A 24,652-nucleotide genomic window follows, 5' to 3' on the forward strand; every position below is an offset into this window, starting at 1 on the left:
AGAAGCCAAGTAGCCAGACGCCAAGTCATCAAATTAATCGTTTGGAAAAACAAAAAAACCGCTAAGTACTAGCGGTTTTTTTAGTTTCAGGGGCTTAGCTTAACCTAGCTTAGCGAGGTAGCGCCGGATTTGGGCTTCAATGCCGGTGCTGTCTAATTCGATATCGGCATGGATTTCTTGTTGTGTGCCTTGCGAAATAAAACGATCGGGTAAGCCTATTTGCAGGACGGGTTTCACCGTGCCTTGCGCCATCAATGTTTCAATGACGCCAGAGCCAGCGCCGCCCGCTACCGCATTCTCTTCCACGGTCACCAAGCAGTCATGGGCTTTTGCCATCTCCTCGATCAGTGTGTGATCAAGCGGCTTAGCAAAGCGCATATCGACAACCGTTGCGTTGAGTGTGTCTGCCGCGTCCAATACGCTTGGCAGTAAGGTGCCAAAATTCAGAATGGCGATGTGTTCACCTTGACGTTTGACCACGCCTTTACCCACGGGGATAGCTTGCATTTTATCGTCAATAACAGCGCCCATCCCGCTGCCTCGAGGGTACCGCACTGCGGCGGGACCATCATGAGTATGACCGGTATACAGCATTTGACGGCATTCGTTTTCATCACTGGGCGTCATGACAACCAAATTTGGAATGCACCGTAAGTAACTCAAATCAAACGCACCTTGGTGAGTTTGACCGTCGGCGCCGACAATACCACCGCGATCAATCGCAAATAACACCGGAAGATTCATGATCGCGACATCATGAATGAGCTGATCATAAGCGCGTTGTAGAAAGGTCGAATAAATCGCGACCACCGGATGATAGGTTCCAATCGCCATACCCGCGGCAAGCGTTACCGAGTGTTGTTCCGCGATAGCGACATCAAAATATTTATCTGGGTGTGCCTTAGAAAAGCGGACCATGCCAGACCCTTCTCGCATGGCTGGCGTGATGGCTAACAATTTGTCATCTTGTTCGGCCATATCACAAAGCCAATCACCAAACACATTGGAAAAGCTGGGGCTGGAAGGCTTAGACTTAGGTAACGTATACACGCTCGGATCAAACTTGGGGACAGCATGATAGCCAATCGGATCGTTTTCTGCCGGCGCGTAACCTTTGCCTTTTTTGGTCATCACATGTAAAAATTGCGGCCCTTTTAGGTGGCGCATATTTTTAAGGGTTTTGACCAGCTCTTCGACATCGTGCCCATCAATCGGACCAATGTAATTAAAGCCTAACTCTTCAAACATGGTGCCAGGCACGACCATGCCTTTGAGGTGTTCTTCCGCACGACGTACCAATTCTTTAATCGGGGGGGCGCCGGAGAGCACTTTTTTGCCGCCTTCGCGAATGCTGGTATAGACATTGCCAGAAAGCAATTGCGCAAAATGATTATTCAAGGCGCCGACATTTTCTGAGATAGACATCTCATTGTCATTCAGTACGACCAACATATCGGGCTTCACATCCCCAGCGTGGTTCATGGCTTCAAAAGCCATCCCCGCGGTGATGGCGCCGTCGCCAATCACACTGACTACGCGCCGGTTTTGCCCTTCTTTTTCCGCGCAGATAGCCATCCCGAGAGCTGCGCTGATTGAGGTCGAAGAGTGCCCGACTGACAGCACATCGTAAGGGCTTTCTTCTCGCCAAGGGAAGGGGTGAAGGCCATCTTTTTTCCGGATCGTGGGCATCTGCTCCCGCCGTCCGGTTAAGATTTTGTGGGGGTAAGCTTGATGCCCTACATCCCAAACAAGATGGTCAAACGGCGTATTATAGACATAATGCAGCGCCACAGTGAGTTCCACCGTTCCCAGCCCTGAGGCAAAATGGCCGCTGGAATGGCTCACTGTGTTAAGTAAATAGGTACGTAACTCCTCGCACAACTGAGGCAAGTGGTCACGCGGTAAGGTGCGTAACTCTTCAGGCGTATCAGCAAGCGCGAGGGTTGGGTATTTTGATATATCCAATGTCATAATGGTTCGGCGCTTTTATTAATCATGCTAGTTGTTGCGCTCGATGATATATCGGGCAAAAACTTCCAGTTGCTCGGTATTGTAGGGGATCGCCTCCAAGGCGTGTAGTGCTTCTTGGTAAAGTTGCGCCGCTTTTTCTTGCGCGCCAGCCAGCCCCAGTAAAGCAGGGTAGGTGCTCTTCTCCGCATTCACATCGGAACCTTGAGGCTTTCCAAGCGTTTGCGTATCGCTGGTGATGTCCAAAATATCATCCTGAACTTGGAATGCGAGCCCGATAGCATCCGCAAATCGGTCTAACGATCCGAGGTGTTTCACCCCAGTCTCCCCAGCCGCATAGGCCCCCAATCGTACCGCCGCTTTAATGAGTGCACCGGTTTTATTACGATGAATTTGCTTCAAAGCATATAAATCAACGGCTCGGCCTTCTGCGGCTAAATCAAGTGATTGACCCAGACACATCCCGGATGCGCCACTTGCATTGGCCAATACTTTCACCATATCGATACGGTATGGTTGGGCATTTGGATTGAGTTCACCTTCAGCAAGCACGGTAAAAGCCAGTGTTTGTAGCGCATCACCGGCGAGAATCGCCGTCGCTTCATCGAATGCAACATGACAAGTCGGCTGACCACGGCGCAAACTGTCGTTGTCCATCGCCGGTAAATCGTCATGGATTAATGAATAAGCATGAATACACTCTACTGCTACTGCGGGTGTGTCGAGCTGCGCAAGCGGTATACCGAAAAGTTGCCCCGTCGCATAGGTTAAAAACGGGCGAATCCGTTTTCCTCCCAATAACAAGCCATGGCGCATCGCTTGAATAAGAGGTTGTTCCTGATGGTCTAGGGTATAAAGCCAGGATTCAAGTTGTCGGTTACTTCGCGTTTGCGTCTCGCGCAGAGTCTCTTTTGCAACAGTACTAGTCATCGTCTTGGGGGGAAAACTCAGTCAGTGGCCCATCGTCTTCTTGCGAAAGCAAGATCTCGACCCGTTGCTCGGCGTCCGCCAAGGTTTTTTGCCCTTGACGGGTTAAGGTGATACCACGCTCGAAGCGTTTCATTGCCGTATCAAGCGGCAATTCGCCGGACTCTAACGCGCCAACGATACTGTCTAACTCTTTGAGCGTGTCCTCAAAGGTCATATTTTCTGGTTTCTTCACAGCCATGATGCCATAAAATTAGAAAAGAAAGGCTAGACGGTAACTCAGCGGTGAAAAGTGGTCAAACCGCAGAGGCCGATTTTGTGTTCTTACCCCAAGCGGTAAATGGCATGTTATCCTTATTGATATTGACGGATTTACGCTAAACCTAAAGGATTGGTTGCCGATATAACCAATACCCTGAAAATGAACAACAATGACTTAATGGTAGTTAAGGGAGACTGACGTGGATATAGCGACGCTCATCGGCATGCTTGGTTCGTTCGCATTCGTTGTCATGGCGATGCTGCTGGGCGGCACCATGAACATGTATTTTGACGTTCCATCTGTGTTGATCGTTATCGGGGGCAGTCTATTTGTTGTCTTAACCAAATACACGATGGGGCAATTTTTTGGCAGTTTTAAAATCGCGGGTAAGGCTTTTATGTTTAAGTCTGATGACCCGGAAGATTTGATTGCCAAGATTATCGAAATGGCAGATGCTGCTCGTAAAGGCGGGTTTCTCGCCCTCGAAGAAATGGAAGTGAATAATTCGTTTATGCAAAAAGGTGTCGACTTGCTCGTTGATGGCCATGATGCGGATGTAGTTCGTGCCACCTTGAAGAAAGATATCAGCTTGACGGAAGAGCGGCATGATCACGGTATTGGTTTTTATAACGCGTTAGCGGATGTCGCCCCAGCAATGGGGATGATCGGGACCTTGATTGGTCTGGTTGCCATGCTTTCTAACATGGATGATCCTAAGGCCATCGGCCCGGCAATGGCAGTGGCTTTGCTGACGACTATGTACGGGGCGATGCTGGCAAATATGGTGGCGACCCCGATTGCCAACAAGCTCGCACTACGCAAAGAACAAGAGAAGTTAAACCGTCGTCTTATTATGGACGGCTTACTCGCGATTCAAGATGGTCAAAACCCACGTGTGATTGATGACTTTTTGAAAAATTACCTTAATGAAGGCAAGCGTGCAGTGGATGTCGATAATTAAAGCGTCTGCGTTGAACATCAAAAATAGCGAGATTTAAGGAGTCCTCATGGCACAACAGCAAGAAGAAGAGGAATGCAAATGCCCGCCTCCCGGCTTACCGCCTTGGATGGGGACGTTTGCAGACTTGATGTCACTGCTCATGTGCTTTTTCGTCCTTCTGTTGTCCTTTTCAGAAATGGACGTGCTCAAATTTAAGCAAATCGCTGGCTCGATGAAATTTGCGTTTGGGGTACAAAACGTCCTTGAGGTGAAAGATATTCCTAAAGGGACCAGTGTGATTGCACAAGAGTTTCGCCCTGGCCGCCCAGAGCCGACGCCCATTGAAGTGATCATGCAGCAAACCATTGACATGACGCAGCGCACTTTGGACTTTCAAGAGGGGCAAGATGATCGCTCTGGCGGATCGCAGCGGACAACCTCTGACAAAGAAGGTGGATCGAGTGCTCAGGTTGCATCACAGCTTGAACAACAACGGATGCAAGAGCAACTTGAGCAGTTACAAAAAGCCTTGATGCAGGCGTTGCAGCGCGAGATAGAAGAAGGCGCTATCGAGGTTGAAAACCTAGGTCAGCAGCTGGTTATCCGCGTTCAAGAAAAGGGGGCGTTTCCTCCCAATTCTGCGTTTTTGCAGCCTAAGTTCCGCCCCATGGTGCGCCAAATTGCGCAGCTGGTAAAAGATGTTCCTGGAGAAATTAAAGTGTCAGGCCATACCGACAGCACACCGCTGGAGTCTGAGCTATATCGATCTAACTGGGACATCTCCGCACAGCGTGCGGTCTCAGTGGCACAGGAAATGGAAAAAGTGCCCGGCTTTAACCATTTGCGGATGAAGGTAGAAGGCTTGGCCGACACACAGCCACGAGCTCCGAATAGCTCTCCCGACAATCGGGCCGCCAACCGGCGTGTAGAAATCGCTGTGATGCAAGGGAAACCGAGCTTTTCAGACGAGATCTCTGCTGATGATGTGGATGATCCCATCCCTTAACATCCTCTGCGACGGTCACGACTTATCGATTCCGATGCGTGAGCGTCGCCTTATTGCCGTTTAATAGACACAAAAATAGCCGGTTTCAGCGGCGCCTTGGTTATTGTATAATCCGCGGCTTTATTTCCAGCTGTATCGAACCGGTTATGAAGTTTATTGTTAAAATTCACCCTGAGGTGATCGTCAAAAGCGAGTCAGTCAGAAAGCGTTTTACTAAAATCCTCGAATGCAATATTCGTAATATTCTAAAGCGTCGGACTGGTAATACGGCGGTATATAACCGTCGGGATCACATTGAGGTGACATTAAAACAACCGGACGAGCGTCAGCTGGTGCTGGATGTGCTAACTAACACGCCTGGCGTCCAAACTGTGCTTGAGGTAGAGCAGACACTGTTTAACGATTTGCATCATATTTATACACTCACTTTAGAGGGAGTGCGTGATCAAATTGAAGGAAAAACGTTTTGTGTCCGAGCCAAACGCCGCGGCAAGCATGACTTTAGTTCTATTGAGCTTGAACGCTATGTGGGCGGTGGGTTAAACCAAGCTGTTTCGTCGGCAAGCGTACAGCTGAAAAAGCCTGACGTAACCGTGATGATGGAAGTTGACCACGATAAGCTGAACTTGGTGAAGCATCGTCATACCGGCTTAGGCGGCTTCCCGCTGGGTACGCAAGAAGACGTACTGAGCTTGATATCGGGCGGCTTCGACTCAGGGGTGTCGAGTTACCTGCATATAAAACGTGGTAGTAAGGTTCACTATTGCTTTTTTAATCTTGGCGGCAAATCTCATGAAACGGGTGTGCAGCAGGTTTCTCACTATCTTTGGAATAAATTTGGTTCCTCGGCCAAAGTGAAGTTTATTTCGATTGATTTCGAGCCGGTGGTTAATAGCATTCTCGAAAACGTTGATAACGGTCAGATGGGCGTGGTGTTGAAACGCATGTTTGTGCGTGCGGCGAGCATGGTTGCAGAGCGCTTCGGTATTCAGGCCTTGGTAACTGGCGAGGCTTTGGGTCAAGTATCTAGTCAGACACTCACTAACTTGCGCATGATTGATAACGTCACTGATAGCCTGATTTTGCGCCCGCTGATCAACTGGGATAAAGAAGATATTATTGATACTGCACGCAAAATTGGCACCGAAGATTTTGCCAAAACCATGCCTGAGTACTGTGGGGTGATTTCGAAAAAGCCCACGGTCAAAGCGGAAAAAGCCAAGTTGGAGCATGAGGAATCAAAGTTTGACTTTAGCTTGTTAGAACAAGCGGTTGATCAGGCGACGATCATGGATATCCGTGCCATTGAAGCGCTAAGCAAAGAGAAAGCGCCAGAAGCGGAATGGGTCAACGAGGTTGATAAAGATTCCGTCGTTTTAGATATTCGCAGCCGCGAAGAGCAAGAAGACAAACCACTCAAGGTTGAAGGTGCGAACGTCGCTCATATTCCCTTCTTTAAGTTGGCGACGCAATTCGGTGATCTTGACCAAAGTAAAACCTATTTGCTCTATTGTGAACGTGGCGTAATGAGTCGACTGCAAGCCCTGTACCTCAAAGATATGGGCTTTGAGAATGTGAAAGTCTATCGGGTTTAATCATTGTGAACGTAAAAAACAGGCAGCCCAATCGGCTGCCTGTTTGCGATTAGGCGCTGAGCCGATTTATCCTTCGCTGAATTTTTTCTCATAATGCAATTGAGGCAACGGCATCATAGGCTCAGCGACCTGCCAGGCCAGCTTTTTGCCGCCAAGTACATGCACGATTTCAATCGCGAACTCCATCGCTGAGCCGGGTCCCTGACTAGTAATTAAACGGTGATCATAATCAGTCATCACTCGGCGCCGACTGAGCCATTGTTCGGGGATCTGCTCACTGACACTCGGATGGCAGCTCATATGAGATCGAGGGAACAGCTGGTGGCGTTGCAGAACTAAAGCCGGCGCCGCACAAATCGCCGCGACCCAAGCCTGATCGCTTTGCTGCTGCTTAATGATCTCTGTTACCAGCGTGCTGTCACCTAAACATTGTGCGCCGTCGATGCCACCCGGTAAAACCACGCAATCAAATGGTTGATCGGCCACCGCGGCGAGTGTGGTGTCACAGACGATCACCACCCCACGAGAGCCGGTGAGGGTGAGCGTTCCATCAGGTGCCGCACTGGCGACAGTCACGTCAAACCCCGCTCGTCGCATCACGTCAATCACGGTGACTGCTTCTATTTCTTCGCTGCCGGGGGCCATACAAATGAGGAGACGTTGTTGACTCATGAGGATTCCTTATGCCGTTGACCTTGTTGTACCGCCTGATAGAGCTGCTGATGATGCGGGGCCGATATGTGGTGTTCGGCCGCGCGCTGCAACACATAACCGGTAATGTATTCGAGCTCTGTCGGACGTTGATAGAAGACATCACGATTCATGGATGAATAGTTGTTTGCGGTTGCTTTTACTACGGTATCAATCTGTTGGCGGATCTCTGTCACAGAGGTGTGGACGCCTTCAGCGCGCATCACATTGGCTAACTCTTGGCACAGTTCGCGAATGATAGGATCGTAGTCAACTTTGAGCAACTCACCATTTTGAATGCCATGCACCGCGGTCAGTGGGTTAATTACGCTGTTGATCGCCAGTTTATACCAAAGTGACTGAAAAATGTCGCGCTTCCACGTCGCGGTGGGAAGGGCATGATCAAACACCTCGGCAATAAAGGTGCAGGCATGGCCGGCTTGATTGCCTGGTCCAATAGCGGTTGGTCCATGCCCGGTGTGCTGATAATCACCGGTACGGGCGCGACAGACACCATGAGATGTGGTAGCAAGCAGCAGAGGTTGAGCGTCAGGTAACTGTGTTGCCAACCATTGATGCGGTCCCATTCCATTATGCATAAGTACAACCAGAGTCTCTGGGTGTAAATAGAATAGATAGGGAAGCAATGCGGCTTGGATATCATAGGCTTTGGTGCAGACTAACCAGAGATCGCTTTGTTGCATCAAAGCGGTTTGGTTGGCGGGCAAGGTGAACGATGTGCCGTCTAAAGAAAGGGTGCGTTCACTTGCGTGGTCTCGCGTGACCAGACTAACGCTATGTCCTGCTTGGGTTAGTTTCACTGCCCATAATGTGCCAATGGCGCCAGCACCAATTAGGGTAATCCTCATCACATGGCCTGCTTGGTTAAAACCTCAGTGTATCATAACCATAGAGGATGAAGGGCAAAGCAGGAAAGCAGCGCGCCGACGAGGGCCGGCGCGCTAGTCAGTTAGAATTTGTAGGTGGCGTTTAGGTAGTGAGAGATGCCTGAACTGTCAGCAACCTTCTCTGTGACATTGTTGGCATTACCATCTTCAAAAAGATAAACATCATTATAGGCTTTTAGGCCATAACCGAGGGCGTAGTTATCTGAATGCCAGTACAGGCCGTTAAACATCGCACCGCCGTGGGTCGCTTGGTTGTTGCCTTTAAAGGTATCGTCGGCACCAAATTGGTAATCGATATAGCCTTGATAAGACAGGAAACTGCCGTTGTCAAAGAAGTGGAAAGGCTTAAACCAGTTGGTGGAGAATTGATAGCCATTCCAATCTTTTTTGTTGATGTCATACAAACCGTAAAGGTTCATGCCCACTTTGCCAAACCAAGGCAGTTCAACATCGGCACCAACCCCCCAGAATGAATTATTAACAATATCGTTGCCCCCATCCCAGTTAAACAAGGTCGAGAAATAGACTTCTTGCACAGGACCAAACGACAAGTCTTGCCCGGTGATGCCATCAATCGAGAAGCGGGGTGCGAGCTTCATGAACAGCTTGGACTGACCCTTTTTATTGTTGTTGCTGCTATCGTCTTCACCCAAGTCAAAAATATCGACATAACCATAAAGATCGACCACGCCTTTGCGGCCGCCAAACTCCATTTCTAGGTAGTTATGATCTTTCTCTGTGCCTTCGCCAAAGTCGAACTGTGCTTTTTCATCGATGGCATACATAGCATTAAATTGAAGCCATTTGTGATCATTTTTGTAAATGTCATCGGAGTAATCGGCGGCGTTGGCAACAGATACGCTGCTTGCGGCGATAACGGCGAGTGCGAGTAGGGATTTTTTCATAGTGACTGCCTCTGCTGGGTGTTAATTACGCGGTGCGCGTTTGTTAAGAGCAGTATATTGATTAAGTTCACTATAAAGAATGCAATAAATATAGACACACAAATAGGCTGTGATCAGCTGCAAGTTGTAACGGTTTACATGGCAGTTTTATGTGATCTTTGTTGATAATTAGACGACAGTGGAGAGCAAAACTTTGCACTCCACTGTGATACGTGGGATCAGTTGCGACGTGAATCTGGGCAGTGTTCAGGTGCTTGATCGTTTTGTGACGAGGATTGGCGGAATTGCCTGCCAATATAGATCAGCATGACCAGCCCAGGAATCACCATCAGAGCGGTTATTACGAAAAATGTTGACCAGCTATCCAACCAGTCCACCATCATGCCACTAAAGGAGGCGACCGTGGTGCGGCCTAGATTTCCCAACGACGCTAAGAGGGCGTACTGAGTGGCTGAAAACGCACGACCCGTTAAGAAGGTTAAGAATGACACGAATGCAATGGTTGCAAACGCTGACGTAAAGTTATCGACTAAGATTGCGCCCAGCAGCAGGTGCTCGTTGGGCCCAACCATCGCCAGCCAGGCAAACATCAGGTTGCTGGAGGCCATGGCCACGCCACCAATAAACAGCCCTTTAATCACACCGAAACGCAAATTGATATAACTACCAATCAGGGTGTAGACCACGGTGAGGCCCCAACCGACAAGTTTGGAGTAGTAACCAATTTGTTCATTGGTAAAGCCGACATCTTTATAAAACACGATCGACATCCGTCCGAGGAAGGCTTCACCCAGTTTGAATAAAAATACAAACAGCAACAGGGTTAATGCTACTTTCACCCCATTGCGACGGAAAAACTCGGCAAAGGGCTCGACCACGGTGACCGCCAGCCACGCACGCAAGCCACTGTATCCTTGCGCCAAATAGTGGCGAGTGGCGGCATCTTGGCGCTGTTCGCGGTCACTTTCTGGTTCTTTCACATACAGCGTCGCCAATGCCATTAAGCCGATAAAGCCTGCCATGATCACATAAACATGATTCCAACCGATGGCATCGGCGTTAACAAAGCCAACATAACCTGGCACCGAATAGCCGGTCCACCAACCAATCACAGACATCGCTGATGCCAGCGGAAACTTATCAGTCTCATGTTCAGCAAAGTTATCAATCCGAAAGGCGTCAATGGCAATATCCTGGGTGGAAGAGGCCAATGCAATCGCAAAGATAAGTGAGGATAACACCACAGTAGTAACCCAAGGATCGACCGCTTTAAGCCCTTGTAAGTCAAGTTGTGACAACGCCAAGGTGGCAATCAACATAATAGCTTGAGTCGAAAAAATCCAACTGCGGCGCTGACCCAAGCGCTGAGATAGAAAAGGGATCTTAATGCGGTCGAGTAATGGCGCCCATAAAAAGTTGACCGCATACAGGACGAAAACCGAACCAAATAGACCAATCGCGGTGCGTGATAGGCCCTCGTCAGCCAACCAACCATTTAAGTTGGAGCCAATCAACACCCAGGGAAAGCCACTACAGCAACCCATTAAGAAAACAAAAAGTAAACGACGATCGGCGTAGGGCGCCAATGTCGTTTTGAACTTGGATGACAGCATAGTGGTTAGCCTACTTGTCGCTATTGAGAGGACATCCGGTAGATATTAGTGATAACAATCGGCTGTTGCGGTACATCTTGCATGCGTTTGCTCGGGACGGTCACTGTGGGTTGCTCGGTCATCGTTTGGAGCGTATTAAAGCCCTCCACGACTCGACCAAAAACCGTATACCCCACTTTATTGGGCGTGGCGTCTAAAAAGCCATTATCACGGATGTTGATATAAAACTGCCGGGTGGCGGAGTCGGGCTCTTGCGTACGTGCCATGGCGATTGTCGCTCGCCGATTCTTCAAACCGTTAGATGATTCATTGTCTACCGGCTCGTAGCTTGGTCGGCGATTCAGGGCTTTATCAAACCCGCCGCCTTGCACGACAAATCGTGGGATCACGCGATGAAACTGCGTCCCGACATAACTGCCATCGTCAACATAACGCAAAAAGTTGGCCACGGTTTTAGGCGCTTTTTGTGGGTTTAGTTTTACCGCAAAATCACCCAAAGTGGTTTCGACTTTAACCATGACACTGGCTTGCACTGGCGTGATGACCAGCACAAGAATCCAGAGAAGCGAACGACATACCATGCTTAAAAGTGTGCTTTCATATGATCAAGGAGTTGCTCGTCGTCGGCAATGTCTTGTAACACCGCTTCAAGCAAGTTATTCAGCGCCAGTTCTATATCATCAGGTGATGCACTGCTTACACCGCTTTGCGTCGATTTCCCGGTATAACGCTTAACAAAGCGACCCTCAGGGGATTCAGCAACGAGCTGTAATTGGACCGATGCTTCCATGTCATGTTTAAACACGGTGTGTTTGACTCGGACTAAGGCATCAAGAATGTCGAGGCGCAACACTCCCGGGCCATTGGCAACCACTCGAAACCCTTGTGATGACAGTTGACGAGACAGCGTGTCTTCTAATACCACACGCAAATTCTGGCTGGCGTGCAGCGGTTTGACATTGGAGCGACCGCTATCGATAACCGCAACGAATTGTGCGGTACGTAAGTCTTTACTCTTCACCACGACCGGAAGATTGTTGACTTGCTGCTGATTGGATGACGCCGGAGAGGGTGCGATAGTCAGCTGTGGCTCACGGGGTGTCGAACAGCCAGCAAGGACTAATACAGCGATAGCAATAATCAGTTTTTTCATGGGGTTCGGCTTCCTTTTCTTAATATTAGGCATTGACTGCCTTGAGAATAACGAATTTTTTATTCGACGCAACGACAGTGACATGACCAAAAAGACGTTTAAGCTTAGTATGATAGCCGAGATGACGATTGCCAATGACTAAAAGCTCGCCATTCGTGGTCAGAACACGTTTTGCGTCACAAAACATTTGCCAAGCAATATGATCGGTAATGGTTTGCTGCTGGTGGAAGGGTGGGTTACAGAGCACAAGATCGATATCTGTATGCTCAAAACCGGTGAGGCAATCTCTGGCCTCACAGAGAAAACGGCGTGAGTCGATATCATGGCGATTCAGATTGTGTTTTGCGCTGGCGACGGCCATATGGCTTTCATCGACCGCATAAATGAACGCCGCTGGATTATTTCGTGCCGCTTGTAATGCCAATACGCCGTTACCGCAGCCTAAATCGACAATGCGTTTTAAATGTGCCTGACTCGGAATGTGCGGCAGCATTAAATACGCGGCAATATCGAGTTTCTTGGCCGAGAAAACATTGGGCCAGTTAGCCAGTCGCATCGAGAATTCTGGTACGTCGACATCGTTGACCGGATCGGGCTGCGGTACCAGTTGCTTGGTCGGTGTGGTAAAAATCAAACGCGCTTTTTTCTTCGCCAGCGAGGTGGTTGTTGCCCCCAGCCAATGCTCAAACTGATTAAGGGTCGAGGTATGGATCTCTTTCGCTTTAGCACTCGCTAGCACAAGCGTATGCGCATCAGTGACACTAGCGAGTTGCTGAAGTTGCCAAGTGAGCATTTTACTGCTTTTCGGTACGCGTAACATCACCGCATCGATATCCGCCGGTAAGGTATCTAAGCTGGTAAGCTGAGTGATACCCGCGAGATCATTGTGTGCCAGATTCTCAATCGTCGCTTGCTGCGAAATAACCGAATCGCTGACTTGAAAAACATCAAATCCTTGCTGGCTGGCCCAGCAACTGAGTGCGCCAAATTGATCATTAATGATCAATATTCGCGCATTTTTACCTACTGACCATGTGCTCGCGTGCGCAATCATATACTCATCGGCGGCATCGAAGGCTTGTAGCGTCTCATTTTTTCGCTGCGGGTAACGGTGTAGCGTCAAGGCTGATTCGCTACCTGGAATCGGGAGTAGTGTTTTCATTGGCGCGTTTGCATCGGGGGTTACGGACTGCGTATATTGTCGCACTCAAGCGATAACTGCAATGTAAACGAGGGCAAACTGCCTGTCGTTGCTTGATCCATCACTCGATTCGCAATTTTATCAATAACGGCTAAAATCTGGGCAGGTCGCCCGGAGATTTTGGGGACGTCATGAAAATTGAAACAGAAATAACAGAAAAACTGACGCGGGCTTTCACGCCGGCCCACCTTGAGGTACACAACGAAAGTTATATGCACAATGTGCCTGAAGGCGCGGAAAGTCATTTCAAGGTGGTGGTTGTCTCGGAGCTATTCAGCGACCAGCGGCTTATTCAGCGCCATAGAGCGGTGAATAGCACACTCGCGGATGAATTGGCGGGTGAGGTTCACGCGCTTGCGATTCACACCTATTCACCGCAAGAATGGCAAGCGCAGACCCAAGCGCCTGACTCTCCGGCATGTCGGGGTGGTGACGTGAATGCGTCTTAGACCAGTGAGAGTGGACATGATTTTATCTTTTACCTCATGGCAACAATTTCTTACATAAAGGCCTGGTGTCTGCTTGGTATTGATTACGGCCAGACAAGTGTTAATCCGTGACTGTCTCGGTCAACAGCTGTCTGCAACGCGTAAAAAAACAACAGTAAAACTGTGAAGTTACAACGCGCATTGTTTGTACAGGTATGGATAATTGCCACGCCCGAGTGACAATATCCATAGAATCAGTGCTGGGGTTAGTGATAGAATATCGTGCTTAAAGACTAACCTAGGTTGCCTTTGTGTGATGAAATGGTTAGCAGGATGTTGCGACGGTGTGCCTTTAGGCCGCCATTCAGTCGAAAGTCGTGTCTTTAACTGCGCAATAACAGAATTCTTTTTCCCGTTAATGTAGTGCAAGTGCGTATGATTACAATAAAAAAGGGTTTGGATATCCCCATCGCAGGGACTCCTACTCAGGTGATAAGTGATGGTCCAGCCATCAAGAAAGTCGCCTTGCTTGGCGAAGAGTACGTTGGAATGCGCCCCACTATGCATGCGCGAGTGGGTGATGTAGTGAAGAAAGGCCAAGTGGTTTTCGAAGATAAGAAAAACCCTGGCGTCAAATTTACTGCGCCCGCAGCTGGTAAAGTGGTTGAAGTCAATCGCGGTGCCAAGCGTGTTCTTCAGTCTGTCGTCATTGAAGTCGATGGAAATGAGCAAGTTACCTTCAATAAGTACGAAGCGTCGCAATTAGCCTCGCTAGACCGTCAAGCCGTTGTTGATCAACTGGTTGAGTCTGGGATGTGGACCGCGCTCCGCACCCGACCGTTCAGCCGTTCTCCAGCGATTGATGCTGAACCCGAAGCTATTTTTGTTAACGCAATGGACACCAATCCGCTCGCCGCGGATCCTAAAGTGATCATTGATGAACAAAAAGAGGCCTTCGTGGCTGGTTTAGACGTCGTATCGCGCCTCACGGACAAATCTGTCTTTGTGTGCAAAGCGGACGTTGAGCTCCCAACCAGCAAGCAATCTAATGTCGAACAACACGTTTTTGCTGGTCCTCACCCAGCAGGACTGGTTGGTACCCATATCCATTACTTGCGTTCTGTTGATATGGAAAAGCAGGTGTGGCATCTCAACTATCAAGATGTGATTGCGTTTGGGCATCTATTCCTAGCCGGTGAAATCCATACGGACCGTGTTGTGTCTATTGCGGGTCCTATGGTCAGTCAGCCACGCCTCATTCGTACCCAGCTTGGCGCTAATCTCGATGAGCTGGTAGATGGCGAGCTAATGGCTGGCGAAAGCCGTGTGATTTCTGGCTCTGTGCTATCTGGTACCAAAGCTACTGGCCCACATGCCTATCTAGGTCGTTTCCATATGCAGGTCTCGGTACTTCGCGAAGGTAACGAGAAAGAACTATTTGGCTGGCTAGCACCCGGTAAAAATCGCTTCTCAGTGACGCGCGCTTATCTTGGCCATTTGTTTAAAGGTCAGCTTTTCAATTTAACCACCTCCACCAATGGCAGTGATCGTTCCATGGTGCCGATCGGTAATTATGAGCGAGTGATGCCGCTAGATATCGAGCCAACCATGTTGCTGCGTGATATCTGTGCCGGCGATACAGATAGCATGCAACAGCTAGGCGCGCTGGAGTTAGATCCTGAAGATTTGGCCCTTTGTACCTTTGTCTGCCCAGGCAAGTACGAATTTGGTCCAATGCTCCGCGAGAGCCTGGAAAAAATTGAGAAGGAAGGGTAACAGATGAGCCTGAAAAACTTTTTAGAGCAAATCGAGCCACACTTTGAGCCAGGCGGTAAACACGAAAAGTGGTTTGCCTTGTATGAAGCGGTTGCGACCATTTTATACACGCCAGGTATGGTGACCAAAGCCGGCGCGCATGTGCGTGACAGTATCGATTTGAAACGCATCATGATCATGGTTTGGCTTGCGGTGTTCCCAGCGATGTTCTGGGGGATGTACAACACAGGTAACCAAGCGATTATGGGCTTGATGGACTTGTATTCAGGCGATCAGCTTGCGCAGGTCATTAGTGGAAACTGGCATTATTGGTTAACCGAGTCCATCGCTGGGCCGCTAGCGGCTGCAAGCTGGGGGACCAAAACCATTCTCGGTGCCACCTACTTCCTGCCTATTTATGCCACCGTCTTTATTGTGGGTGGTTTCTGGGAAGTACTTTTCTGCATCGTGCGTAAACACGAAGTAAACGAAGGTTTCTTTGTTACATCCATTTTGTTTGCCCTCATCGTGCCGCCGACATTGCCATTATGGCAAGCCGCGCTCGGTATCACCTTTGGTGTGGTCGTTGCAAAAGAGATCTTTGGCGGAACGGGACGTAACTTCTTGAACCCAGCATTGGCCGGTCGTGCGTTCTTGTTCTTTGCCTATCCAGCACAGATCTCGGGTGATTTGGTATGGACTGCAGCTGATGGTTACTCAGGTGCAACCGCGCTAAGCCAATGGTACACCGGTGGCCAATCAGCACTGATGCACAATGTTAGTGGTCAAACCATGACTTGGATGGACGCCTTTATTGGTAATATCCCAGGTTCAATTGGTGAAGTCTCCACCATTGCCATCTTAATTGGCGGTGCAGCCTTGGTATACATGCGGATCGCGTCATGGCGCATCATCTTGGGTACCTTTTTGGGCATGGCCGTTGCGGCGACCTTGTTTAATCTGATTGGTTCAGATACGAACCCGATGTTCAGCATGCCGTTCTACTGGCACTTGGTGCTGGGTGGTTTTGCATTCGGTATGATGTTCATGGCAACAGACCCGGTATCTGCTGCGTTTACCAATAAAGCGAAATGGTGGTATGGCGCATTGATCGGTGCCATGGCAGTGATCATTCGTGTGGTAAACCCAGCATATCCAGAAGGTATGATGCTGGCGATCTTGTTCGCTAACCTGTTTGCACCTCTCTTTGATAACTTGGTGATTCAGGGCAACATCAAACGGAGACTGGCTCGTAATGGCAAGTAGTAACGATAGTATTAAAAAGACGCTGATCGTTGTTATCGCGTTGAGCTTAGTGTGCTCAATCGTGGTGTCTGGTGCAGCGGTGGCGTTACGTCCTTTGCAACAAATGAACGCAAAATTAGACGTACAAAAGAACATCCTTTCGGTCGCAGGTGTCGATGTGGCGGGTGGTAAGAGCGCGATTAACGATGCTTACAACAAGTATATTGAAACGCGCTTAGTCAGCCTTGAAAAGGGCGACTATGTCAGCCCGGATGCTGTCAATGTTGCTGATGCAGCTGATTATGATCAGCGCGCAGCCGCGAAAGATCCTAGCCTCTCGAAAAAGCTAAGTAGCGAAGAGAATGTAGCAGACATTGGCCGTCGTGCTGATGTCGCTAAAGTCTACGTCGTGAAAAATGATTCGGGTGATATACAGCGCCTCATTCTCCCCGTAAAAGGCTCAGGCCTATGGAGTATGATGTACGCGTTTGTCGCGGTTGAGCCGGATGGTAACACGGTTGCTGATATCGTTTACTATGAGCAAGGTGAAACCCCTGGCTTAGGTGGCGAGGTCGAAAACCCGAAATGGCGCGCGAAGTGGGATGGTAAAAAACTGTTCAACGAGCAAGGCGAGCCAGCCATTCGAATCGTCAAAGGCGGCGCACCTGAAGGAAGCGAGCACGGCATTGATGCGCTTTCTGGTGCAACGCTGACCAGTAACGGTGTTCAGAATCAATTTAATTTCTGGCTAGGTGAGCAGGGTTTTGGCCCGTTCTTAGCAAAAGTTCGTGAGGGAGGCCTGACCAATGGCTGAAGCGAAAGAACTGAAGAAAAATCTGCTATCGCCGGTGCTAGACAACAACCCGATTGCCTTACAGGTTCTCGGGGTGTGTTCGGCACTAGCGGTGACTACGCAGATGCAGACAGCCTTTGTCATGACACTGGCGGTGATGTTCGTTACCGCAATGTCGAACTTTTTCGTGTCGCTGATTCGCAACCACATTCCTAATAGTGTACGTATCATCGTTCAAATGGCGATCATCGCTTCATTAGTTATCGTGGTTGACGAAACGCTGAAAGCGTTTGTTTATGACATCTCTAAGCAGCTTTCGGTCTTCGTGGGGCTGATCATCACCAACTGTATCGTGATGGGACGCGCAGAAGCCTATGCAATGAAGTCATCGCCATTACCGTCATTCATGGATGGTATTGGTAACGCGTTGGGTTATGGTTTTGTTCTGATGACAGTGGCTTTCTTCCGCGAGCTTCTGGGCTCTGGCTCTGTCTTTGGCGTATCAATCCTGCCGGTTGTCAGCGAAGGTGGTTGGTATCAGCCTAACGGCATGATGCTGTTAGCCCCCTCTGCATTCTTCCTCATCGGCTTTTTGATTTGGATTGTGCGTACCTTCAAACCAGAACAAGTTGAAGCGAAGGAGTAACAGCACATGGAACACTATCTAAGCCTGCTGGTGCGCTCAATCTTTATTGAGAACATGGCGTTGGCATTCTTCCTCGGCATGTGTACTTTCTTGGCGGTGTCTAAGAAAGTGAAAACGGCGTTCGGCCTCGGTGTCGCTGTTGTGGTGGTACTGACTATTTCGGTACCGGTTAACAACCTGGTTTACAACCTTATCCTACGTGAAGATGCGTTGGTTAAAGGGGTGGATCTGAGCTTTCTGAACTTTGTGACCTTTATCGGTGTTATTGCTGCTTTGGTACAAATCTTGGAAATGGTCTTGGATCGGTTCTTCCCGCCGCTCTACAACGCACTCGGTATTTTCCTACCGTTGATTACAGTGAACTGTGCCATCTTTGGTGGCGTATCATTTATGGTACAACGTGATTACAACTTCGCCGAGTCGGTCGTTTATGGCTTTGGTTCGGGTGTGGGCTGGATGTTAGCCATCGTCGCGCTGGCGGGGATCCGCGAGAAAATGAAGTATTCAGATGTGCCACCTGCACTACGAGGATTAGGGATCACCTTTATCTCAGTAGGTCTGATGGCATTGGGCTTTATGTCTTTCTCTGGTGTGCAACTGTAAGCCGGGTAAACTGCGAGGAAAGGAATAGTCAATGGACATTATTCTTGGTGTGGTGATGTTTACTCTGATAATACTGGCATTGGTGATGGTGATTTTATTCGCCAAATCGAAGCTGGTACCAACCGGAGACATCACAATCGATATTAATGACGATCCTGAAAAAGCGATCGTCACTCAGCCAGGCGGAAAACTGCTTGGCGCACTGGCTGGTGCTGGTGTATTTGTGTCTTCTGCCTGTGGTGGCGGTGGTTCATGCGGTCAATGTCGTGTGAAGATTAAAGAAGGCGGTGGTGACATTCTACCGACCGAGCTTGATCACATTACCAAAGGTGAAGCGCGTGAAGGTGAGCGTCTATCGTGTCAAGTTGCTATTAAGCAAGATATGAAGATTGAGCTGCCAGAAGAGATCTTTGGTGTGAAGAAGTGGGATTGTGAAGTTATTTCTAACGATAACCAAGCCACGTTTATCAAAGAGCTTAAATTACGTATTCCAGATGGTGAATCGGTACCTTTCCGTGCCGGTGGTTATATTCAAATTGAGGCGCCACCACACCATATTAAGTACTCGGATTTTGATATTCCTGAGGAATACCGTGAAGACTGGGAGAAGTTCAACCTTTTCCGTTACGAGTCTAAGGTAGATGAAGACATTATTCGTGCGTACTCCATGGCTAACTACCCTGAAGAAGAGGGTATTATCATGCTTAACGTACGTGTGGCGACGCCACCACCGCGTAACCCAGACGTGCCACCGGGCCAGATGTCCTCTTACATTTGGTCATTAAAGCCGGGTGACAAGTGCACTATCTCGGGTCCATTTGGGGAGTTTTTCGCCAAAGACACCGACGCAGAGATGGTATTTATCGGCGGTGGTGCAGGTATGGCGCCAATGCGCTCACATATCTTTGACCAGCTCAAACGTCTTAACACGGATCGTAAGATTACGTTCTGGTATGGCGCGCGGTCTAAACGTGAAATGTTCTACGTTGAAGATTTCGATATGCTCCAAGAGCAAAATGAGAACTTCAACTGGTATTGCGCACTGTCCGACCCGCTACCAGAAGATAACTGGGAGGGTGATACTGGCTTTATCCATAATGTGCTTTATGAAAACTATCTGAAAGACCATGAAGCACCGGAAGACTGCGAGTATTACATGTGTGGGCCACCAATGATGAACGCTGCCGTGATTGGCTTGCTTAAAGATCTTGGTGTTGAAGACGAAAACATCATGTTGGATGATTTCGGCGGATAGGCACTGATTGTTTGTCTGACCTTGTAATGGCTGGCCCAAGGGCCAGCCATTTTACGTATAAACCTGATGTCGAAGGACACCACTATGAAGAAGTTTTGGTTACGCTGTGCAACAGTCGTTGCCGTGGTTGCAGGCCTTGTCGGTTGTGAGCGCGCCCCTGAGCTTGTGCATCTTACGGGCGAGACGATGGGGACCTATTATTCGATCAAATATATCGCGACGGACGCTACTCCCTCGCAGGATGTCGTTCAAGCGGCTATCGATCAGCGTTTAGAAACAGTCAACGATCAGATGTCGACTTACCGAACAGACTCCGAATTGAGTCAATTCAATCAGCACCAAGCGAACTCACCTGTTTCTGTCTCTCCAGCGACAATCACCGTGATTAACGAGGCGATTCGGCTGAATCAATTTACCCAAGGCGCGCTTGATGTCACAGTGGGGCCACTGGTTAACCTTTGGAGTTTTGGGCCAGAAAAGCGACCGGAGACTATTCCCAGTGATGAAGAGATAGCGTCACGGATGGCGATGACGGGCTTAGAACACCTTAGTGTAGACGGGCGTCGACTCATAAAAACCAACCCTGACTTGTATGTTGACTTATCAACCATTGCGAAAGGGTACGGGGTGGATGTTGTGGCGAACTACCTTGGCGATTTAGGACTCGATAACTATTTGGTTGAGATTGGTGGTGAGTTACAATTAAAAGGTATGAACCAAGATCAAGTGCCTTGGCGTATCGCGATTGAGAAACCGAGTGCGGGAGCGCAGTCAGTACAAGAGATCGTCGAGCCAGGCGATATGGCGGTTGCCACATCTGGCGACTATCGCAACTACTTTGAAAGTGATGGTATGCGTTATTCGCACATTATCGATCCTGCGACAGGACGTCCGATCAATCATCACTTGGTCTCAGTAACCGTGCTTGATCCGTCTTGTATGACGGCTGATGGCTTAGCCACGGGCTTCATGGTACTTGGGCCAGATAAAGCGATGGAATTAGCCAACAAAGCGAATATTCCTGTATTTATGGTAGTAAAAACAGACGATGGGTTTGAAGAAATCGCGTCAGAGGCGTTTAAACCTTATTTGCAGCGTTAGTGTCTTTATGTACAGCGTCAGTGCCGTTGAGGCAGTACGATGTAAAGCACGCGTAATGCGTGTTACTCGCTCAGCGCATCTCAGGGCGCTGAGCATCACGACCAATAATAGGTGAGCAATTATGTCAGTCTTTCTTATCACCTTCGCAATCTTTCTCCTTGTCATTGCGGGTATGGCGATCGGCTATATCGTTCAGCAAAAAACCATCAGCGGCAGCTGTGGTGGCTTGGGGGCGATCGGTATTGAAAAAGAGTGTGACTGCCCAGAGCCGTGCGATGCACGAAAAAAACGCGAAGCACGGGCGGAGAAAACGCGTGAGTGGAAAAAAAATCAAATCATCTAACGTGTTTTGCCAACGCGTCATTTTATAAAGCGCGTGGCTAACCCGTCTGAACTCTGATGAAAAGGCCGGAGCATGAGCAGAAAAATCATTCATATTGATATGGATTGTTTTTATGCCGCAGTAGAAATGCGCGATAATCCGGCTTTACAGTCTATTCCTTTAGCCATTGGTGGCTCTGCCGATGGACGCGGTGTCATTGCTACCTGTAATTATCCCGCGCGGCGGTTTGGCATACGTTCTGCGATGGCCACCGCTCAAGCATTAAAGCTGTGTCCCGGCTTGACAGTGATGCGTGGCGACATGGCGAAATATCGTCGCATCTCTCAACAGTTGCATGCTATTTTTCATCGCTATACCGATACCATAGAACCGCTTTCCCTTGATGAAGCCTACCTCGATGTCTCTGAGACTCAATGTTATCAAAATTCTGCAACCTTAATAGCCGAAGCAATTCGGCGAGACATTCGTCATGAGTTAGGATTAACGGCCTCAGCGGGCGTGGCGCCGATTAAATTTATCGCCAAAGTAGCGTCGGATAAAAACAAACCCGATGGTATTTGCGTGGTGTCACCCGACCAAGTTGAACACTTTGTTCGCGATCTCCCTTTACAGTCTATTCCTGGTGTGGGACGGGTCACCTTGACCAAGTTGCATGAATGGAATCTGTTTACCTGCCATGATATTCAAACCGCGGATCCATCAATGCTTGTCCAGCGCTTTGGTAAATTTGGTTCCGTGCTTTGGCAGCGTGCTCATGGCATTGACCGACGTGAGGTGCAAGTTGAGCGTATACGGAAATCCGTCGGAGTCGAAAAAACCTTGTCTGAGGATCTAAACTTGCTTGATGCCTGTTTGCCGTGGATTGATCGTTTATACGATGAATTGCTGACGCGATTAGAAAAAGCTGATGCAGGGGGACGAATTTGCCGGCAAGGGATCAAAATGAAGTTTAATGACTTTCAAACCACCACGGTCGCACACCGATGTGAGTCCTTGGACCGCGCCTTGTTTGATACCTTGTTACACGAAGCCTTTTATCGAGGGGAAGGGCGGGGTATTCGCCTGATTGGTTTGTCGGTTGGGTTGGGAGACGATACCGCCCCCCAACTGAGTCTACTCGGCTAGGCCGTTTTAACTGGAATCGCTTTTAAAATCGCCTGCATTTGTTGCCAATAGTGCCCAACACTATCGATATTTACTTTCTCATCGGGAGAATGCGGAAACTTGATAGTCGGACCAAATGAAATCATATCCATGTTGGGATAGGGCTGTTTAAATAGGCCACACTCTAGCCCCGCATGAATGACCATGATGTCAGGTTTACGCTGATAGATTCCTTCATAGGTATCGCGGAAAATATGCATAATCTCTGAATCGGGATCCGGTTTCCAACCTGGGTAGGCGCCTGAAAACTCGACATTAACATTCGCTAAGCTTGCCAGTGATTGCAGCATGCTTTGCACGTTCTCACGGCCTGAGTCGATCAATGAACGGATCAGAAATAAGGCGGTAATTTTATCTTCCTCAGTATTAATCACGCCGAGGTTAAGTGATGTTTCGACCACGCCAGGGACATCATCACTCATTCTCACTACCCCGTTAGGCGCAGCATTTAAGGCCGCTAATAAACGTGATTGGACGGCGCGTGTGAGAGGATTAGTTGCATTGTCAGTGGATTCCATTACCAAGGTCACTTGCTCTTCCAAGCGGCCTAACTCGTCTTGTAGCAGCGTCGCGAACCGGTCAACAGCGCCAGCCAGTGCGTCTTTTTGCGATGCAGGCACGGCAATATCGGCAAACGCTTCACGAGGAATGGCATTGCGTAATGTACCACCACGTATCGCGAGTAGGCTCATGTCGACATCATCAAGATGATGGCTCAGAAAACGGGCTAATAATTTATTGGCATTCGCTCGGCCCGTGTGAATATCCACGCCCGAGTGGCCCCCTTTTAATCCTTTAATGCCAATCGTAAAGCGTGCCAGATCTTCCTCTATCGCTTGTCGCTCGAGTGGAAAATGCATACTGGCATCCACGCCACCCGCGCAGCCCATGTACACTTCCCCTTCTTGCTCTGAGTCGGTATTGAGCAGTATGTCACCTGTTAGCCAGCCTGCTTCAAGCCCAAACGCGCCATCCATACCTGCTTCTTCGTTGGTGGTGAGCAATACTTCAAGTGGACCGTGCTCGATATCATCGGCATCGAGAACAGCAAGGCAGGATGCCATCCCCATACCGTTATCCGCACCTAACGTGGTGCCATCGGCAGTGACCCACTCCCCATCCACATAGGGACGAATAGGATCGCGGGTAAAATCGTGATCGGTATTTTCATTCTTCTGAGGCACCATATCGAGGTGGGCTTGTAAGACTACGCCCTTGCGGTTCTCCATGCCGGGAGTGGCTGGTTTACGAATGAATAGGTTACCGGCGTTATCTTGACGAACCGCTAAACCACGTCCCTTTGCCCAATCGATAATAAACTGGGCTAACTGTGACTCATGATAAGAAGGATGAGGGATAGCACAGATTTGGTCGAAAAACGCCCAAACAGGGCGCGGTGATAATTGGCTAATGTCAGACACGATAAACTCCATTATATTTTATGGTTGACCTTTTATGCAGCAGGTCTCACTGAAATGGAAAAACAAACCCAAGCATATCACTGTCGCTATCACGGCAACAGACATGGATAAAAACCCGCTATGCCAATCAAACTAGGCGTTATTTTTGTAATTAAATTACATATATGAACTTTTTGTGACTCCCATCACCTTAAAGCTTGTAAATAAATTACCTTTGGTATATTATCTAGACATTGGCAACATCGCTTGCCAGTTGTTCATGGAGTGAACCCGAGCATTCGCCTCCAAGGAACCGAGATAAATGTGAACAACATTGGTTTAAACTTGAGAGAGGTAAAAATGGAAGGCATGGTATCGAGCTACTACTGGAATCAGCAGTCAGTCTACACCAAAGGTTTTACGTATCCGGCTTCGTTCGGCTACCGCAAGTAAGTTTTATGATTCCCCCGCTCTTACAGAGAAATTTCTGATCCAGAAAGCAAAAGCTTTTATTCTGGCGCCACACAATGTGTGGCGTTTTTTTTATAAGTTTTTTGTCTATAAATCGTACTTGTCTAGTTATATCGACGCGCTGCCACAGAATGTTCTCTTCCTCTACCTCCTCGTCACTACTAAATGATTTTAGCGCTGGAAATTTTAGCGATCGATCGGTAAGATTTGCGCCAATTTTAAATACGCAAACGTTTTCCTTTTGGTATCTAGCGATACATCACTTTTTAGTTTGGGACAA

Annotated in this window: 25 protein-coding genes; 14 read left to right on the plus strand and 11 right to left on the minus strand. The window is 48.8% G+C overall.

Going from position 1 to position 24,652, the window contains the following annotated elements:
• Positions 1-99: 99 nt before the first annotated feature.
• The 3 genes from dxs to xseB are packed head-to-tail and all read right to left on the minus strand — an operon-like array spanning position 100 to position 3,136.
• The gene (gene dxs, locus BZJ21_RS02005) at positions 100-1,971 is read right to left on the minus strand and encodes a 1-deoxy-D-xylulose-5-phosphate synthase (RefSeq protein ID WP_077669003.1); all 1,872 of its coding nucleotides are present in this window, start codon (positions 1,969-1,971) and stop codon (positions 100-102) included.
• A 27-nt stretch (positions 1,972-1,998) separates the two neighbouring features.
• A complete protein-coding gene (gene ispA / locus BZJ21_RS02010) occupies positions 1,999-2,898 on the minus strand; it encodes a (2E,6E)-farnesyl diphosphate synthase (protein WP_077461640.1) in 900 nt (299 codons plus the stop codon).
• Positions 2,891-3,136 carry an exodeoxyribonuclease VII small subunit gene (gene xseB, locus BZJ21_RS02015; protein ID WP_077461639.1) on the minus strand — a complete coding sequence of 82 codons (246 nt, stop codon included), beginning with the start codon at positions 3,134-3,136 and terminating at the stop codon, positions 2,891-2,893. Before xseB ends, ispA begins: the two co-directional genes overlap by 8 nt.
• Before the next feature lie 220 nt (positions 3,137-3,356).
• Between xseB and pomA the strand changes: the two genes are divergently transcribed.
• The 3 genes from pomA (at position 3,357) to thiI (ending at position 6,698) form a co-directional block, all read left to right on the plus strand.
• Entirely contained in the window at positions 3,357-4,118 is a 762-nt protein-coding gene (gene pomA, locus BZJ21_RS02020; RefSeq protein WP_077669004.1) for a flagellar motor protein PomA, read from the plus strand.
• 46 nt (positions 4,119-4,164) lie between these two features.
• Entirely contained in the window at positions 4,165-5,103 is a 939-nt protein-coding gene (locus BZJ21_RS02025; RefSeq protein ID WP_077669005.1) for a flagellar motor protein MotB, read from the plus strand.
• Positions 5,104-5,249: 146 nt separating this feature from the next.
• Positions 5,250-6,698, plus strand: coding sequence for a tRNA uracil 4-sulfurtransferase ThiI (gene thiI, locus BZJ21_RS02030; RefSeq protein ID WP_077669006.1), 1,449 nt, complete (start codon positions 5,250-5,252; stop codon positions 6,696-6,698).
• A gap of 66 nt (positions 6,699-6,764) precedes the next feature.
• Here the strand turns inward: thiI and BZJ21_RS02035 are convergent, their stop codons facing one another.
• The 7 genes from BZJ21_RS02035 to BZJ21_RS02065 all read right to left on the minus strand — a co-directional run bounded on the left by BZJ21_RS02035 (position 6,765) and on the right by BZJ21_RS02065 (position 13,129).
• Positions 6,765-7,370 (minus strand): DJ-1 family glyoxalase III, encoded by a 606-nt coding sequence (locus BZJ21_RS02035; RefSeq protein ID WP_077577242.1) that lies wholly within the window; start codon positions 7,368-7,370, stop codon positions 6,765-6,767.
• Entirely contained in the window at positions 7,367-8,257 is an 891-nt protein-coding gene (locus tag BZJ21_RS02040; protein WP_077669007.1) for a ketopantoate reductase family protein, read from the minus strand. The genes BZJ21_RS02035 and BZJ21_RS02040 overlap by 4 nt, the downstream gene beginning before the upstream one ends.
• Positions 8,258-8,358: 101 nt before the next feature.
• On the minus strand, positions 8,359-9,201 hold the full coding sequence (locus BZJ21_RS02045) for a nucleoside-specific channel-forming Tsx family protein (RefSeq protein ID WP_077669008.1): 843 nt from the start codon (positions 9,199-9,201) through the stop codon (positions 8,359-8,361).
• Positions 9,202-9,419: 218 nt separating this feature from the next.
• Positions 9,420-10,814: an AmpG family muropeptide MFS transporter gene (locus BZJ21_RS02050; RefSeq protein ID WP_077661493.1), complete on the minus strand. Its 1,395-nt coding sequence runs from the start codon at positions 10,812-10,814 to the stop codon at positions 9,420-9,422.
• Positions 10,815-10,834: 20 nt separating this feature from the next.
• A complete protein-coding gene (locus tag BZJ21_RS02055; RefSeq protein ID WP_077647091.1) occupies positions 10,835-11,395 on the minus strand; it encodes a peptidylprolyl isomerase in 561 nt (186 codons plus the stop codon).
• 2 nt (positions 11,396-11,397) lie between these two features.
• A complete protein-coding gene (locus BZJ21_RS02060) occupies positions 11,398-11,967 on the minus strand; it encodes a YajG family lipoprotein (RefSeq protein WP_021024144.1) in 570 nt (189 codons plus the stop codon).
• Positions 11,968-11,992: 25 nt separating this feature from the next.
• Positions 11,993-13,129: a methyltransferase gene (locus tag BZJ21_RS02065; protein ID WP_077669009.1), complete on the minus strand. Its 1,137-nt coding sequence runs from the start codon at positions 13,127-13,129 to the stop codon at positions 11,993-11,995.
• A gap of 170 nt (positions 13,130-13,299) precedes the next feature.
• On the opposite strand from BZJ21_RS02065, the gene bolA reads away from it, so the two are divergent.
• The 10 genes from bolA (at position 13,300) to dinB (ending at position 22,462) form a co-directional block, all read left to right on the plus strand.
• A complete protein-coding gene (gene bolA / locus BZJ21_RS02070) occupies positions 13,300-13,617 on the plus strand; it encodes a transcriptional regulator BolA (protein WP_077461629.1) in 318 nt (105 codons plus the stop codon).
• 414 nt (positions 13,618-14,031) lie between these two features.
• Positions 14,032-15,372 (plus strand): Na(+)-translocating NADH-quinone reductase subunit A, encoded by a 1,341-nt coding sequence (locus tag BZJ21_RS02075; protein ID WP_077669054.1) that lies wholly within the window; start codon positions 14,032-14,034, stop codon positions 15,370-15,372.
• A gap of 3 nt (positions 15,373-15,375) precedes the next feature.
• Entirely contained in the window at positions 15,376-16,617 is a 1,242-nt protein-coding gene (locus BZJ21_RS02080; protein ID WP_021024140.1) for an NADH:ubiquinone reductase (Na(+)-transporting) subunit B, read from the plus strand.
• Entirely contained in the window at positions 16,607-17,410 is an 804-nt protein-coding gene (locus BZJ21_RS02085; protein ID WP_021024139.1) for a Na(+)-translocating NADH-quinone reductase subunit C, read from the plus strand. Before BZJ21_RS02080 ends, BZJ21_RS02085 begins: the two co-directional genes overlap by 11 nt.
• Positions 17,403-18,035: an NADH:ubiquinone reductase (Na(+)-transporting) subunit D gene (locus BZJ21_RS02090; protein WP_021024138.1), complete on the plus strand. Its 633-nt coding sequence runs from the start codon at positions 17,403-17,405 to the stop codon at positions 18,033-18,035. The genes BZJ21_RS02085 and BZJ21_RS02090 overlap by 8 nt, the downstream gene beginning before the upstream one ends.
• A 6-nt stretch (positions 18,036-18,041) precedes the next feature.
• Positions 18,042-18,638: an NADH:ubiquinone reductase (Na(+)-transporting) subunit E gene (nqrE, locus tag BZJ21_RS02095; protein ID WP_021024137.1), complete on the plus strand. Its 597-nt coding sequence runs from the start codon at positions 18,042-18,044 to the stop codon at positions 18,636-18,638.
• Positions 18,639-18,669: 31 nt separating this feature from the next.
• Entirely contained in the window at positions 18,670-19,893 is a 1,224-nt protein-coding gene (nqrF, locus tag BZJ21_RS02100; protein ID WP_077577236.1) for an NADH:ubiquinone reductase (Na(+)-transporting) subunit F, read from the plus strand.
• Between the two features lie 84 nt (positions 19,894-19,977).
• Positions 19,978-20,994: an FAD:protein FMN transferase gene (locus BZJ21_RS02105; protein WP_077669010.1), complete on the plus strand. Its 1,017-nt coding sequence runs from the start codon at positions 19,978-19,980 to the stop codon at positions 20,992-20,994.
• Positions 20,995-21,115: 121 nt separating this feature from the next.
• Positions 21,116-21,337, plus strand: coding sequence for a (Na+)-NQR maturation NqrM (gene nqrM / locus BZJ21_RS02110; RefSeq protein WP_077661497.1), 222 nt, complete (start codon positions 21,116-21,118; stop codon positions 21,335-21,337).
• A gap of 72 nt (positions 21,338-21,409) precedes the next feature.
• Positions 21,410-22,462: a DNA polymerase IV gene (dinB, locus tag BZJ21_RS02115; RefSeq protein ID WP_021024133.1), complete on the plus strand. Its 1,053-nt coding sequence runs from the start codon at positions 21,410-21,412 to the stop codon at positions 22,460-22,462.
• On the opposite strand, the gene BZJ21_RS02120 is transcribed toward dinB, so the two are convergent.
• Positions 22,459-23,922, minus strand: coding sequence for an aminoacyl-histidine dipeptidase (locus BZJ21_RS02120; protein WP_101494536.1), 1,464 nt, complete (start codon positions 23,920-23,922; stop codon positions 22,459-22,461). The genes dinB and BZJ21_RS02120 overlap by 4 nt on opposite strands.
• A gap of 303 nt (positions 23,923-24,225) precedes the next feature.
• On the opposite strand from BZJ21_RS02120, the gene BZJ21_RS16790 reads away from it, so the two are divergent.
• The gene (locus BZJ21_RS16790; RefSeq protein ID WP_269087431.1) at positions 24,226-24,354 is read left to right on the plus strand and encodes a hypothetical protein; all 129 of its coding nucleotides are present in this window, start codon (positions 24,226-24,228) and stop codon (positions 24,352-24,354) included.
• Positions 24,355-24,652: the final 298 nt, after the last annotated feature.

This window comes from Salinivibrio costicola subsp. alcaliphilus, from assembly GCF_001996185.1.
In the GTDB taxonomy this organism is placed as follows: Bacteria; Pseudomonadota; Gammaproteobacteria; order Enterobacterales; family Vibrionaceae; genus Salinivibrio; species Salinivibrio costicola.

Bases quoted from the DNA above. Each gene is read 5' to 3' on its own strand.
- dxs (WP_077669003.1), bottom strand. From the start codon at position 1,971: ATGACATTGGATATATCAAAATACCCAACCCTCGCGCTTGCTGATACG.
- bolA (WP_077461629.1), top strand. From the start codon at position 13,300: ATGAAAATTGAAACAGAAATAACAGAAAAACTGACGCGGGCTTTCACG.
- BZJ21_RS02105 (WP_077669010.1), top strand. From the start codon at position 19,978: ATGAAGAAGTTTTGGTTACGCTGTGCAACAGTCGTTGCCGTGGTTGCA.
- ispA (WP_077461640.1), bottom strand. From the start codon at position 2,898: ATGACTAGTACTGTTGCAAAAGAGACTCTGCGCGAGACGCAAACGCGA.
- dinB (WP_021024133.1), top strand. From the start codon at position 21,410: ATGAGCAGAAAAATCATTCATATTGATATGGATTGTTTTTATGCCGCA.
- BZJ21_RS02040 (WP_077669007.1), bottom strand. From the start codon at position 8,257: ATGAGGATTACCCTAATTGGTGCTGGCGCCATTGGCACATTATGGGCA.
- xseB (WP_077461639.1), bottom strand. From the start codon at position 3,136: ATGGCTGTGAAGAAACCAGAAAATATGACCTTTGAGGACACGCTCAAA.
- BZJ21_RS02065 (WP_077669009.1), bottom strand. From the start codon at position 13,129: ATGAAAACACTACTCCCGATTCCAGGTAGCGAATCAGCCTTGACGCTA.
- nqrM (WP_077661497.1), top strand. From the start codon at position 21,116: ATGTCAGTCTTTCTTATCACCTTCGCAATCTTTCTCCTTGTCATTGCG.
- nqrE (WP_021024137.1), top strand. From the start codon at position 18,042: ATGGAACACTATCTAAGCCTGCTGGTGCGCTCAATCTTTATTGAGAAC.
- BZJ21_RS02090 (WP_021024138.1), top strand. From the start codon at position 17,403: ATGGCTGAAGCGAAAGAACTGAAGAAAAATCTGCTATCGCCGGTGCTA.
- BZJ21_RS02085 (WP_021024139.1), top strand. From the start codon at position 16,607: ATGGCAAGTAGTAACGATAGTATTAAAAAGACGCTGATCGTTGTTATC.
- BZJ21_RS02025 (WP_077669005.1), top strand. From the start codon at position 4,165: ATGGCACAACAGCAAGAAGAAGAGGAATGCAAATGCCCGCCTCCCGGC.
- BZJ21_RS02075 (WP_077669054.1), top strand. From the start codon at position 14,032: ATGATTACAATAAAAAAGGGTTTGGATATCCCCATCGCAGGGACTCCT.
- thiI (WP_077669006.1), top strand. From the start codon at position 5,250: ATGAAGTTTATTGTTAAAATTCACCCTGAGGTGATCGTCAAAAGCGAG.
- BZJ21_RS02055 (WP_077647091.1), bottom strand. From the start codon at position 11,395: ATGGTATGTCGTTCGCTTCTCTGGATTCTTGTGCTGGTCATCACGCCA.
- nqrF (WP_077577236.1), top strand. From the start codon at position 18,670: ATGGACATTATTCTTGGTGTGGTGATGTTTACTCTGATAATACTGGCA.
- BZJ21_RS02060 (WP_021024144.1), bottom strand. From the start codon at position 11,967: ATGAAAAAACTGATTATTGCTATCGCTGTATTAGTCCTTGCTGGCTGT.
- BZJ21_RS02045 (WP_077669008.1), bottom strand. From the start codon at position 9,201: ATGAAAAAATCCCTACTCGCACTCGCCGTTATCGCCGCAAGCAGCGTA.
- BZJ21_RS02050 (WP_077661493.1), bottom strand. From the start codon at position 10,814: ATGCTGTCATCCAAGTTCAAAACGACATTGGCGCCCTACGCCGATCGT.
- BZJ21_RS02080 (WP_021024140.1), top strand. From the start codon at position 15,376: ATGAGCCTGAAAAACTTTTTAGAGCAAATCGAGCCACACTTTGAGCCA.
- BZJ21_RS02035 (WP_077577242.1), bottom strand. From the start codon at position 7,370: ATGAGTCAACAACGTCTCCTCATTTGTATGGCCCCCGGCAGCGAAGAA.